Genomic DNA, 12,985 nt, shown 5'->3' with positions numbered 1-12,985 from the left:
TGACGGTAAATCGAAATCATTTCCCCTCCGAAAACCCGCTTACCTGTTCAAGCTTTAAGGCATCTTCTTTAAACATTCTTTCCGCATCTTTTCGTGATACTTCTTCACGTTCAATCTGAAAATTTTCATTTATAATCTTTTTCATCTCTTTTTCAATTTTGGCAAGATCCTGAACAGAAATCGTTTCTGCAAGCTCTGCATCGTAATAAAAGCCATTCTCTATAACAGGCCCTGTACCAAGGTTCACTCCATTAAACAAACGTTTAATTGACTGCGCCAGTACCTGCGCAGCCGTCTGTCTAATGACTTCAGCCCCTTCTTTGGATTTAAGCATCACCAGTTCAAGCGATGCGTCTTCCTGAAGAATGCTTTTCAAGTCGGCCAGCTTCTCGTTCACGATCCCAGCAGCTGCATTCTTCCTTAAATGAGGGCTGATGGACTGCGCTACCTCCTCGAGTGATATGCCGCGTGGATAACTGCCCTCTCTGCCATCCGGGAACCGAATTTGAATTTTTTCCATGTTATTCTCTCATTTTCATAAAAATTTACAACAAAAAACACACTCATCCCCTATACAAAAGGAACGAGTGTGCAGCCCGCGGTTCCACCCAGCTTTCCATCCTGATTTTAAACTACATCAAGTTGGCTTCATTCAAGCTTTATCGCAGCTTCTGCGGAAAGAGCTACTGCTGCTTCACTCCTTCAGCTCCAAGGCGGTAAAGAATTGAGCTGCGTTGAGGAAGCTTTCAGCCGGTGGCTTCCCTCTCTGTTCAACCGTCCACAATTCTTCAAATCCTTTTCATCACAAAAAAATATAAAAAACAAAAAGCACACAATCATCCCTAAAATAGGGACGAGTGTGTGCTCTTCTCGTGGTTCCACCCAAGTTCCCGGCACTCCTTAACATCAAGTGACGGCTTGTTCAGCTTTATCACAGCTCCTGCGGTATTGACTACTGGCCTTCATCAATACAACTCAAAGGGGGTAAATTTTTTCTGCTGCGTCAGGAAGCTCCCAGCCGATGGCCTCCCTCTCTAAAAACCGTTCAGAAAAATTCATGTCCTCGTCATCGCGTTTCATTTTTATTCAATATATAGAAGGATATTCAAGCTGTCAAGGAGTGAATTTACTTTTTAATGGATTTCGCTGTTTGAGGAACACTACGAAAAACACTTTTATTCCGGGATGTGAACGTACAATGGATTTTTTCAGCGGTCAGGAATCCCTCTCTATTTTTGAATGGGGCCTTAGAGCCGTCATTGGTTTTTTCTTTCTTGTGATCATCGCTAAAATCATGGGCCAGCGTTCCATTTCCCAGCTGAGATTCATGGATTTTGTGATGGCTTTACTAATCGGAAACATCATTGCCCACCCTTTGTCAGATGAGGGGTTAGGCATGACAGGCTCCATCACAACCATGAGCGTGCTGGTCACTCTTTATCTTTCAGGCGTCTTTTTAACGCTGAACTTCAGCCCATTGAAAAGACTTGTTGATCCGCCGCCTATTACGCTGATTGAAAACGGGCAGATCTATTACCGCCATTTAAAAAAAGCACGCATTACAGTGGAAAGTCTGCTCGCTGAACTGCGAAAAGAACAACTTGAGGACTTCAGCAAAGTCGCGCTTGCGCTGTGGGAGCCTGGAGGAACCATCTCTGTTTTCCCGGACCCTAAGCATCAGCCGCTAACACCTGCGGATATGGGAATGGCTTCTTCTCCATTTGAGCTGCCGCGCATAGTTGTGAAAGAAGGCAAAATCAATAGAGCTGAACTTATGCTCTGCGGAAAAGATGAAAAATGGCTGCTTGAGCAAATTCGCAGAAAAAATGAAGATTTGGACAATATTTTAATCGCTACAGTTACAAAAAAGGGCGAGATTACCGTTTGTGTGTACAGGTGAAATGCTCATGTTCTGCGATCGAGTGGATCAGTTCCCTGACCGTCTGCTCTTTTGCCATTCTTGGACTTTGACCGGACCAAAGGGACATATATTCCGTATTTACCTGTTGGGATGCAGCGCTGCGAATGTCTTTGGTCAGCGCATTCTGTATAGGAAATGACGGCACGTTAAATTGAAAGTCACTCATTTCATGGATAAATTGATTTTGAATGCCTCTTGCCCATTTCCCTGAAAATGCTCGCGTCATGACTATTTGCTCTTCACTTGAACGGAGGATGGCTTCTTTTTGAGCAGGGTTTGCTCCGCTTTCCCTGCAGGTTAAAAAGGCAGTCCCTATTTGTATGGCAGCCCCTCCAAGAACATGTACAGCCATTGCCCCCCGGCCATCTGCTATGCCTCCTGCTGCGATGACAGGGATGTCCACATGGTTGACCGTCTGCGGAATCAACGACAGCAGCCCGATCATACTCTCTTCATTTTTTTTCAGAAAATGACCCCGGTGCCCGCCGGCTTCACTTCCTTGAACCACCACCATATCCATTCCTGACTTTTCAACTGCCATCGCTTCCTCAACGGTGGTGGCCGTTCCGATCAGCACCACCCCGGCGTCTTTTAGCCGCTTTATCACCTTTTGATCCGGCAGGCTGAATGTGAATGAACAAATCGGCACCTTTTCTTCCACAATCACCTCGATGAAATCCTGAAATGTCTTTACGTCCCTATCATAATCAGGTATTTCAACCTCTTCATCTGAAAGACCGAGCTTTTTTCGATACGGCTTCAATACTTGATAAGCAGCCTCCAATTCATCCTCTGATGCAGCATAAGGAACAGGCACAAACAGATTTACCCCAAAAGGATTTTTCGTTTTTTCTTTCACTTCTTTCACTTGCTTAGACAGGGCTGAAGACGTCATATATCCAGCCCCAATCATGCCGAGTGCTCCTTCATTTGACACGGCTGCAACAAGCTCGGTTGTTGTTATGCCTCCTGCCATAGGTGCTTGAACAATCGGGTACTTAATTCCAAGTGCTTCGGTTAACTGATTCGACCACATTGAACCACTCCTTTGATGATTTTTAAGGCAGACTGTTTCTATTCATCCAAATTAATTGGCTCCAGCTCTCTGACACTTCTTTTCCCATTTTTAAAGGTAAAAGCAATGATCGACGCAAAAAGAAGCAGACAGCCGCAGAATCCCAGAGCTGCTCTTGGATCTATTATCTCCGAAACACTGCCGGCAAAAAGAGTTCCTCCAATTGCAGCAACTCCACCGAGAAGCAGGCCTGCTCCTCCCACACGAGCTAAAAATGAATCCGGCGTAATCGCCTGCCTGGCAGTGCCATTAATCACAAATGCTACAGATAGCGCCCCATCAAATAAAAACATGCCTAAAGATAAAATAAATAGATGACTTGACCCCATGATCAAAAAGATGCCTGCTGCTGAAATTGCCATCAACCCGCCATATAGCACCCGCCAGGACAGTCTGCTGAGCTTATTTAATACGAATACACCGATCAGATTTCCCGCTCCTGCAGCAGACAGCACGACTCCTGTCTGCCACTCGCTAAAATCCAGCACAACCGAGGTGTAGACGATAACCGTTAACGTAATGGCGGTTGTCGTAAAGCTTAAAACAGCCTGATGAAAGGTCACGAATGTCTGAAGCGGATTTTTAACTAACAGGCTTATACCCCTTAAAGAAAAATGACCCGTCCAATGAATAATCTCTCTTCTCTCTTCTCTTCGTTTTTCAGAGACCGTTAAAAACAAAATTCCTAAAAACGAGATAAAAAAAGTAAATGCATCTACTGCGAGTGCCCATACTGCACCGAAAGCGGACAAAACCAGTCCGGCAAACACCGGTCCGGCTAACGTGCTCAAAGCATCGGCTCCTTCAAAATACGTATGAGCCTCAACGAGCTTGCCTCGTCCTGCCACACCGGGAACCATCGCCACGAATGACACCCGGAAAAATACGCCGGATGCGCCAAGAACAAAAAGCGCGAAGGCGAGTGTCCAAATGGTCACTTCATTTATCATAACCAGCACCACTAGTGACAGCATGGTAAAAAAGCTGACAGCATCTGCTCCCATGGCTATCTTCTTCTTCGATCTGGCCTCCACATAGCTTCCTGCAGGAAGACTTAACAGCAGTGGCGCCAATTGCGAACAAACGACGACTAATGCCGCACTAAGAGAAGATCCCGTCAGCTGAAGAACAAGTAAGGGAATAGCGATCTCACTAAATCTGTTTCCAAAAATCGTGGCCAGCTGTCCGGTCCACATAACAACAAAATTTTTATTTCGAAATAGACTCATCAAGATACAATCCCCCTTGATTCAGGAGATGCCACTTCATCTGTTAAATGCCGTCTGAACGCTATTAAAAGGACAGCCGAAGCAAGAAGCAATCCCCCAGCTACTAAAAAGATAAAGCGTGGTCCATACACTTCCGTTAAATACCCAAATCCCAGTGTTGAAAGGCCGAACATTGAAAAGTAAGCCGCTTCCTGAGCTGAATACACCTTCGGCAGGAGCCGCTCTGTCACTCTTTTTTGTACAAGTGTCTGCTGAGCCACTCCTTTTAACTGACTGAAAAACCCAAATGCAGCTGATAAGACCAGGGCAGTCAGCGGATTTTCAATCAATGCGAATACGACAGTAACGGCCGCTGTAAACAAGGCACCTGCTAAAATCAGAAATCTCGTCTTTTCTTCAATTCGCCTGCTGTAACGCAAGCCAAGGATGCCTCCAAGTAAAAGACCTGCAAAAAAACTTGAATTAACGTACCCCCACCATTGTTCTCCGGCCTGGAGAACCTCTGCCACATAGACATACATAATAGCGGCAATCCAAACGACATTCGCATTGGATTCAATCAGTTCTGACACACTTACAATTAGTAAAAATGGACTTTTCACAATCGTCAGCCAGCCTTCTTTAAATCCTTCAAATTTTGTTTGGCTATGCTCATCTTCCGCTTTCTTTATATCCTCAACCTTCATAAGCAAGTACATCAGTACAGCTGAAATTGTGTAGAGGCCAACGGTAAGCCAGACGACCTCTTCTGCCCCAAGCCATGCGGCAAAAATCGCTGCAAGCGGCCACATGCCCAGCTGAATGAGCTGATCCGCCACTCCTATAAAACTATTAGCTTTGACAAGTTCCTCTTTTTCAACAAGTCTCGGGATCAGGGCATTTCTGGCAGGACTTGCCCATCCATCTAAAAATGCAATGATCACCACAAAAATAAACAGCACCCCAATCGTCTCATCGGTCAAATAAATGCTTGAAAAAATAGCCAGCGCAAAGAGAACTGCCGTTTTTCCCATTTGAGAAAATGCCAGTAACCGCTGCAAAAGCATTCGATCAAGCAAAAAGGGGGCTAAAAGCGCACTGACAAACCTTGCTGTCATATTAAAAAATGGCAGCAGTGCCATAAGCATTGCAGAACCCGTCAACAGATAGATGGTTGAAATTAGCCCGACAATAAATAAAATATCCCCGGCATTGGCCATCGTCTGTCCGATCCACAAGAAACGAAACGATTTTTTCCCCATATAAATGCTCCTTTTCCTTATTCAGTTGGATGATTTATAAGGGGTGTTTTACATCGGACTTTCTCCTTTTCCGTTAGTATTTCCATTACCATACCATATTTCGAAAATTAAGTCTTTTTATACTTACTGCCATGATAAAATTTAGCTTACAGTACTTCCTAAAAGCTTTAGGAAAGTTCTTTAATACAACGATGACAAGGAGAGGTGAAAATGCTCTATTTTCAAGAAGGCGATTTGATCATTCGTCCCATGATTAATCGTGATATCCAACAATTTGTATCCGCCTTTTCTGCGCAGGGATGGCATAAACCTGCTGACTTATTTGAAGGCTATTACCAGAAACAAAATGAACACAAAATTTCTGTACTAGTCGCTGAAATAGATCATCAGGCTGCGGGCTATGTCACCTTACTGCCTTGTGCTGACAAGGGCCCGTTCGCGTTTAAAAATCTCCCTGAAATTGTAGATTTAAACGTGTTGATAAAGTTTCAGAACAAAGGGATTGGCAGCAAAATCATGGATACAGCAGAATCACTATCTAAAGCAAAACATAACCTTGTCACGCTGGCAGTAGGCCTGCACTCCGGTTATGGCGCTGCCCAAAGGATGTACATTAAGCGGGGATACATACCAGATGGAACCGGGATTTGGTATAGAGGTGAACAGGCCGAACAATATTCTACATGCGAAAATGATGATGACTTAAACCTGTATTTATTTAAACTTCTTTGAGTGTGTTTAGAAGCGTTTTTTTACAGCAGAAAAAAGCCGCCGTTCCTTCCTATCAATGGAAAGAACGACGACTTCCTATTACCCTATATAATTAGCTTTATTTATTTTTATCGATTTCTGCTTGTTCTTTTTCGAGCTCCTGCTGTTCAGCATGTGTCTGAGGAAAACCATTTGCCTGCCATTCTCCACGATAAGCAGAATCCAGCTTAGTCAAACCTTCTTCTTTATCAGTGTCTTCAGCAAAAACGCTTTCCTGACGATCAATTTTCTTGCTGTTTCGCATATCTGTATCTTCTAAAAAATCTTTTTGATCAGTTTTCTTTATTTTTTGGTACCCCACTGCTGCTGCAGCGGCACCTGCTGTTAAAAGTGATCCTGCTACGATATTTTTCGTTGTTTTGTTCATGGTATTTCCTCCTTTTCGCTGAAAAGATTGTACCCTTATGTATTACCCGCTTTTCAAATACTTAAGAATAATTACCAAAAATGAACCAAAAGTCCTGACTGAAAAATAGCCGCTTCAGCAAAAAAATCCAGACCGTAAATCGATATTCACACTTTCACAATTCGAGTTGGTCCGGATTTTCTTTAAGAGATTTTTTTATGACCTATGCCGTTTAAGCAATTTTATTATGATCCTCCATCTCTTCTCTAGTCTCTTGTTCTCGCATTTCTTCTGTCCATTCCTCTTCTTCGGGTACCGTTTTTCCTGCTGACTCTTGCGGCAGAATGAAACGGCCTACATAAGATTGCAATTCTTCAGCCATTCCAGTAAGTGAAGAAGCAGATTGTGTGACTTCTTCCATCGATGCGAGTGTTTGTTGAGCGGCAGCACTTACTGTGTCGGAGTGGCTGTTTGTTTCATCTGCAACAGCAGCCATCGTTGTAACGGATTGTGATACTTCTTCAGAATTGGTTGAAAGTGATCGAGCGGTTTGATTCATCTGTTCAATCTGAGTTGACATTGATTGAACCGATTCAATGATCGATTGAAATTTTTCTTTCGTAGTCGCAGCGGTTGCGAGTCCCCTTGTCACTTCTTCTTTCACATCACTCATCTTTTGAACGGATTGATTCGTTTCTTTTTGCATTTCTTCTATCAGGTCGTTAATTTGATGCGTTGAGCCGGCTGATTGTTCAGCCAGTTTTCGCACCTCGTCTGCCACCACAGCGAAGCCTCTTCCGTGCTCACCTGCACGCGCAGCTTCAATGGCTGCATTTAGAGCCAGCAAATTTGTCTGGTCAGCAATGCTGCGAATAACATCTAATATCGTACCAATTTCATCTGCTCTTGACGTTAATGCGTGGATGGCGTGATCAGATGCTTGAACGGAATGATCAATCGCGTTCATATTGCTCAGTGTTTCCTCTACTAAAAGACCTCCATCTTCTGCGTGCGTAAGAGATTGCACTGAATACTTTTCAATCCTTTCAGCGCTCTCGGATAAATCTCTTACATTCGTTGTCATATGACCCAGTCTTTGTACGCTCTTATTGGATGCATTCATCTGATCATGCGAACCCTTAGAAATATCTTCTATCGATGCGGCCGTCTGCACTGTTGCCTGTGAGGTTTGCTCTGCATTTGCCAGCAATTCTTCTGAGGAGGCAGCTACTTGTGTGGCACTAAAGGAAATTTGATGAATGAGCCCCCTAAAATGATCTCTCATTTGTAAAAAGGAATGATGCAGAGCTGCGATCTCATCCTTGCCTTTCATCGGTGCAGAATCGTCGGTTAAATCTCCTCGAGCCATCTGCTCGGCAAGAGTTTTCATGGATTTTAATGGTTTGGTAATCCGTGAGGTTAGAACGACACCAAGTCCAATCGCAATGACAAGCGCCAGAACGGTTATCGCAACAGACCAGACACGCGCCTGCTCCATTGATTGAGAAGCCCCTGACAGATCACTGTTAATTTGTTCGTCCAAATTTGAGACAAATACAGCTGATTCCTCTGCCATTCTTTCTGCCAGAGGTGACATATCACTGTTAGCCAGAGAAATCCCCACCTGTGGCGTCGCATCAAAAATTGCCGTAACATTTTTGCTGACATCAAGCATGGAAGAGTTTTTTTGGATGATGGAATCTAAAAATGCCTTGGACTCTTCATTTTCCAATAGAAGGTTTAAATCATTGGCAATGTTGTTCGTTTCTTCATTCAATTGGTTAAATGTTTCCAGATCCTCCTGTGAACCGGTTAACAGATACCCGCGAAATGAGTCGTTCTGTTCATGCACAACCCCTTCAAGCTTTAATGCATACGACTTTGCCTCAAAAAATGTATCGGCAACCTGACTGAAGGTCTGATCCATTTGTCTGAGGACGGTATATGAATAAGCACCAGATGCAGCAGAAATAATAGAAACAATAATAAAGGCAGTAATTAATTTTTTTCCAACTGTACTTGTCATTCTTACATCTCTCCCCAATAGATAGGTCAATAGTTCTAATATAGACTATGTTATTCGAACTAGATAGCCTAGTCAATGGAAAGTTTGAAATTTCTGTTACTTTACTTTGTAGGTCTATCCGGACTTCTTACATTGAACTTTGCGGGCTCCCCTACAGCAGGTAAATCTTTCTTTAATTAGTCTTTCCTAATGAAAATCCTTCAAATAACAATCCACCGTAAGGCCTCAGCACTTTTTCAGTCATTTTAATAATCTTCCCTTTCTCTCCCATGCGATAAAAAACATCAAAGCTTTCAGTAAATTCAACCGCCATAATAGGATCGAATTGCTTTAAGGCACGGATCATCCATTTTGAATCACCGATCCATTGATTATTAATACGTAAAATAAATTCACTGAGCAAAACAGCCAGTGTGTTGGCAATAAATAGTTCTTCTTCCCTTAGTGAGCTTCCTGACAGATCATCCAGCGCGTCAGTTAAAAAATATCGTTTCAACAAGACGGTTTGTGCATCCCATGGAGCAGGTCCTTTATCAAGCAGTGCCTGAGCCTCTTCTTTTATTGCAGCGATTTGTCCATCATCTTTAATTACGAGACCCTCTGCCACCATATTAGGCATAGATGGTCTTGCACGCTCACAGTCACTTTTAAAAAATATCTTGTAAGATTCCAGGCTGTGAACAAATACTTCGATCGGCCAACCTGCTTCCCGGTAAGAGGATCGATAAGATGATTCGATCGACTGATTAAACACAACAATATCAAGATCAGAAGTCGGTGTTGCTTCTTTTCTGACTACACTTCCCGCTAATAGGGCTGCCTGGCAGTGCGGATGATGCTTTTGGATAAATTGTTCAGCTGCTTTTAGTGGATCGATTCGTTCCATCATAATTCCCCTCGCTCCTTCTTGTTAATGATTCTTCTATTAAATTGATTATACATTTTCCTGTTGGGGTAAAGTGGAAGAAAAAGAGGAACTGGGGAGGGATATTCTATGACGACCTTAAAGGACAGAAGATATGCGCATGAGGACCGCTCTTTTCACTCTGCCCGGAATTTTTGGTCAGGCTTTTTAGTGGGACTTGGCTTTGTGGCATTTTTTGATGAAACGGTTTTTCATCAGCTGCTTCACTGGCACCATTTTTATGATCTGTCCACAACTGATGCCGGTTTAGTATCAGACGGTTTTTTTCACGCATTCAGCTGGTTTGCTACAGTCGGAGGACTGTTTTTAGTTGCCGACCTTAGAAGGAGAAAAGCCTTTTGGAGGAAAAGGTGGATTGGAGGCATCTTTTTAGGTGCTGGTATTTTCCAGCTTTATGACGGCATTATCCAGCACAAAGTCATGGGCATCCATCAAATCCGGTATGTGGAGAATATATGGATCTATGATGTTATCTGGAACGTAACAGCGGTTATTATGATTATCATAGGTGCCTATCTCACAGCGAAAACACGTCCGAAAAAGTAGGAGGAGGGAATGTCTTGCATGACCACCACACACATGAAGCAGCAGGGTGGGTCTGGACTGACTTATTACTGCTGCTGCCTTTTGCAGCGGCAATCGCATTGTACATAGCAGCCTCTATCCTCTCGAGCCGGAAGCTTAAAAATTGGCCGCTTTACCGGACAGGACTGTGGGTGCTCGGGATAAGCTTTGCAGCCGCAGCCGTTACTGGTCCCCTTGCAGAGCGCGCGCATACAGACTTTACTGCCCATATGCTTGGCCATTTGCTGCTTGGGATGCTCGCTCCGCTTTTGCTTGTTCTTTCGGCACCGATGACTTTATTTTTGCGGTCGGTGCCTGTTTCCCTGGGGAGAAAAACATCCAGACTTTTAAAAAGCCGGCCCATACGCTTTATAAGTGACCCGCTGACAGCTTCCGTCCTAAACATTGGAGGGCTGTGGCTGCTTTATACAACGAATCTTTATTCTGCCATGCACGACTCACTGCTGTTACATATCGTCATTCATTTTCATGTTTTTGCAGCAGGTTATTTATTTACCATTTCCATGATCTATATTGATCCTGTTGGTCACCGCACTCCATTTATTTATCGGGCTGTGGTCTTAACGGCGGCACTTGCCGGACACGGGATTTTATCGAAATTCATTTATGCTAATCCCCCTGCAGGCGTTGATCCTCAGCAGGCAGAATCTGGGGGCATGCTGATGTATTACGGCGGGGATGCCATTGATGTGATCATTATTATTATATTATGCTATCAATGGTATAAAGCCGCGAGACCACGTCCGTCAATGACCATGAACAAAAGCGGAGACGCCCTTCACTAGCGCCTCCGCCTTTATGATTCTTCGCTGCTGCTCTCTAATTCCGAAGGATTCAATTGCAGGATGGTTTCTGTATATCCGCTTGAAAATCCGCTTTGCCCCCTCGTATGTTGAAGTTCTGCCACCTCATTTTGATTTGTATAAGGAATCCACCCGTAGGCGAAATGCGGCTGTGGGAAAAAGGCATCATTAAATACATCAAAAGGGATTCCATCTTCAGGAGCTAAAGCTTGTTGATAGCTTTTCATGTAGGTGCTCCAATCTGCAGGCATTTTCATAGATCCATAGGACTTCTCAAACCCAATTTCCTCCTTCATTTGAACGCGTGGAGTATACAGCTGTTCTCCTTGTGAAACCTGAAAGTTCCGTTCCATCGTTAAGTAAAAGACTGCTTTTTCAACTTCGTCATCAGGATGCAAATTCCAAACGATGAACTGATTCTCGGGATCACCTTCATTACTAGAAATCATAACGGGATTTCCAGAAGAGCTGACCATCATAAGCTCCCACTCATTCATCCTCCATTCCCAATAAGCCATCCCGTACTGATCTTTATTGGAGCGAAAAGGAACGAACACATTCCGGTCGTCTAAATACTCAATATCTAAAATCTCTTCCGTCTCCCCATTGCGAAACTGCTTATTGATTTCATTTATGATGCGGTCCTGCGAAAGAAAAGAGCCCGGGTTTTTCACCACAGCTGAATAATACAAGCCTCCAGCCGTTACCAGTATTAAGGGAACTACGATCCAAAGCCACTTCCACTTTTTATGCATCAGCTTTCCCCTCTCTGTAAAATAGAATGTTCCAACCGGAAATATTTTTGCTCTGCCTCTTTCATCACTACGATCCCTTGGCCATCTTCTTCTATAAACACTAGAGGAGAAAACCCGCTTCCCCATTTTGCTGAAACCTCAGCCAGCTGATACGGAAATCGTTCGTTGCGATCTTCCATTTCATGATCCATCACCGTATCGTAATACCATTCTTCACTTTGAACAGCCTGCTGATTTGATATCTCCAACTGCTCAAGAAGTATTTTTTTATCAAGTGCTGCGCTGTCGTCTGCGGAGGGATGAAGAACAATAAGAGACGCGTTCTCCGTATCGCTGACGTAGGTAGTTAGACGATCTTCTGGATAGATCAGGTTCTGTAGAGGAATAGCTAGAAGAGCCAGTATAAGAAATACAAAATTTGCTCCAAATCCAAGCCAGGCAAATGGACGGTAGCGTTCCCATGATCTTTCTCTTTTTCTTAAAAAGAAATTTAAAGCCCATACACCAAGGGGTAAAATAGGCAGACTAATTAACTCACCGGCAACCGGTATATTAATAGAAAACGAAAAAAGTCCAACGGCTATAGCGATAGCGACCTTCCAAATAGACGGGAGGTTCTCCGCTTTTCTATACAAGTGAAGAGCAATAAACAGAATAATGCTCCAGCCTAAAATTAATTCTAAACTCTCAACTAAACTGAACATTGAATACCCCCGTTTTTCATAAGAAGACGATTAGAAAATGATCTTATATTTACCATTAAATCCCTTAACTACTATGGTAAAGAAGGAAGAAGAATGATGCAAGAGGCAACTAGGTTCTTGTTCATGTGATCGGTGACGATGCGTGTAAAAGACATTGCTCAATAGAAATAAAACAAACCAGAGGAATAAGAAGATAAAAAAAGGTATGATGAAAGCGAGCGATCAAAACTTGTTTTTATTTATTGAAGATAGAAAAAACGGAATATTAAAAGGCAGATAATGGTAAGGGGGCGATAAAGAATGGAAAAGGAAAGACCAAAGTCCAGCCGGTCATTAGTAGGGATTTTTATTTGTTTACTTATTATTGCCTTAAAACCTGTGGGAGCTGATGAGAGTGTGTACCAGGAGCCATACACTCAAGAATCAGCGAAAGAAGAAGTAGTCTCGTTAGGGGATGGGCGGATTGCGATCGTTCAAACGACAGAATTATCGGGGTATTACGGGGAAATCTTAGTCCTCGAATGGGATGAGGAGAGAACCGAGTGGGTTAAGGTGGCAAAAGACAATTATCAAGAATACATGTGGGAAGAACGTTAACACTCTT

At 43.3% G+C, this 12,985-nt stretch carries 14 protein-coding genes; 5 read left to right on the top strand and 9 right to left on the bottom strand.

The features are described 5' to 3' along the window. Positions 1-16 precede the first annotated feature (16 nt). Positions 17-520, bottom strand: coding sequence for a TGS domain-containing protein (locus tag KR50_RS18870; RefSeq protein ID WP_041055109.1), 504 nt, complete (start codon positions 518-520; stop codon positions 17-19). 678 nt (positions 521-1,198) lie between these two features. Between KR50_RS18870 and KR50_RS03775 the strand changes: the two genes are divergently transcribed. Further along, positions 1,199-1,900 carry a DUF421 domain-containing protein gene (locus KR50_RS03775; RefSeq protein ID WP_041055713.1) on the top strand — a complete coding sequence of 234 codons (702 nt, stop codon included), beginning with the start codon at positions 1,199-1,201 and terminating at the stop codon, positions 1,898-1,900. Here KR50_RS03775 and KR50_RS03770 read toward each other — a convergent pair. The 3 genes from KR50_RS03770 to KR50_RS03760 are packed head-to-tail and all read right to left on the bottom strand — an operon-like array spanning position 1,878 to position 5,466. Continuing rightward, positions 1,878-2,957: an NAD(P)H-dependent flavin oxidoreductase gene (locus tag KR50_RS03770; RefSeq protein WP_041055106.1), complete on the bottom strand. Its 1,080-nt coding sequence runs from the start codon at positions 2,955-2,957 to the stop codon at positions 1,878-1,880. The two genes, KR50_RS03775 and KR50_RS03770, sit on opposite strands and share 23 nt — an antisense overlap. A 38-nt stretch (positions 2,958-2,995) precedes the next feature. Continuing rightward, positions 2,996-4,225 (bottom strand): MFS transporter, encoded by a 1,230-nt coding sequence (locus KR50_RS03765; protein ID WP_041055104.1) that lies wholly within the window; start codon positions 4,223-4,225, stop codon positions 2,996-2,998. Next, positions 4,225-5,466: an MFS transporter gene (locus KR50_RS03760; RefSeq protein WP_052476743.1), complete on the bottom strand. Its 1,242-nt coding sequence runs from the start codon at positions 5,464-5,466 to the stop codon at positions 4,225-4,227. Before KR50_RS03760 ends, KR50_RS03765 begins: the two co-directional genes overlap by 1 nt. Before the next feature lie 210 nt (positions 5,467-5,676). Here KR50_RS03760 and KR50_RS03755 point away from each other — a divergent pair, with 210 nt between their 5' ends. Continuing rightward, a complete protein-coding gene (locus KR50_RS03755) occupies positions 5,677-6,198 on the top strand; it encodes a GNAT family N-acetyltransferase (RefSeq protein WP_041055101.1) in 522 nt (173 codons plus the stop codon). 97 nt (positions 6,199-6,295) lie between these two features. On the opposite strand, the gene KR50_RS03750 is transcribed toward KR50_RS03755, so the two are convergent. The 3 genes from KR50_RS03750 to KR50_RS03740 all read right to left on the bottom strand — a co-directional run bounded on the left by KR50_RS03750 (position 6,296) and on the right by KR50_RS03740 (position 9,495). Beyond that, positions 6,296-6,604 carry a hypothetical protein gene (locus tag KR50_RS03750; protein ID WP_041055098.1) on the bottom strand — a complete coding sequence of 103 codons (309 nt, stop codon included), beginning with the start codon at positions 6,602-6,604 and terminating at the stop codon, positions 6,296-6,298. A gap of 211 nt (positions 6,605-6,815) precedes the next feature. Next, a complete protein-coding gene (locus tag KR50_RS03745) occupies positions 6,816-8,609 on the bottom strand; it encodes a methyl-accepting chemotaxis protein (RefSeq protein ID WP_052476742.1) in 1,794 nt (597 codons plus the stop codon). A gap of 172 nt (positions 8,610-8,781) precedes the next feature. After that, positions 8,782-9,495 carry a nucleotidyltransferase domain-containing protein gene (locus KR50_RS03740; RefSeq protein WP_041055095.1) on the bottom strand — a complete coding sequence of 238 codons (714 nt, stop codon included), beginning with the start codon at positions 9,493-9,495 and terminating at the stop codon, positions 8,782-8,784. Between the two features lie 108 nt (positions 9,496-9,603). On the opposite strand from KR50_RS03740, the gene KR50_RS03735 reads away from it, so the two are divergent. Next, positions 9,604-10,080: a DUF2243 domain-containing protein gene (locus tag KR50_RS03735; RefSeq protein ID WP_041055092.1), complete on the top strand. Its 477-nt coding sequence runs from the start codon at positions 9,604-9,606 to the stop codon at positions 10,078-10,080. A 14-nt stretch (positions 10,081-10,094) separates the two neighbouring features. After that, a complete protein-coding gene (locus tag KR50_RS03730; protein WP_041055090.1) occupies positions 10,095-10,904 on the top strand; it encodes a cytochrome c oxidase assembly protein in 810 nt (269 codons plus the stop codon). A gap of 11 nt (positions 10,905-10,915) precedes the next feature. Here the strand turns inward: KR50_RS03730 and KR50_RS03725 are convergent, their stop codons facing one another. Further along, a complete protein-coding gene (locus KR50_RS03725; RefSeq protein WP_041055087.1) occupies positions 10,916-11,677 on the bottom strand; it encodes a hypothetical protein in 762 nt (253 codons plus the stop codon). Continuing rightward, positions 11,677-12,381: a hypothetical protein gene (locus KR50_RS03720; RefSeq protein WP_041055084.1), complete on the bottom strand. Its 705-nt coding sequence runs from the start codon at positions 12,379-12,381 to the stop codon at positions 11,677-11,679. Before KR50_RS03720 ends, KR50_RS03725 begins: the two co-directional genes overlap by 1 nt. Before the next feature lie 300 nt (positions 12,382-12,681). Between KR50_RS03720 and KR50_RS03715 the strand changes: the two genes are divergently transcribed. Further along, positions 12,682-12,978, top strand: a complete 297-nt coding sequence (locus KR50_RS03715; RefSeq protein WP_041055081.1) for a hypothetical protein — start codon at positions 12,682-12,684, stop codon at positions 12,976-12,978. The last annotated feature ends 7 nt before the right edge of the window (positions 12,979-12,985 follow it).

Origin of the sequence: Jeotgalibacillus campisalis, assembly GCF_000829515.1 — a bacterium.
GTDB classification, from domain to species: Bacteria; Bacillota; Bacilli; order Bacillales; family Jeotgalibacillaceae; genus Jeotgalibacillus; species Jeotgalibacillus campisalis.
The sequence above is the reverse complement of the archived record's forward strand: the minus strand, read 5'-3'. Positions and strand labels throughout refer to the sequence as shown.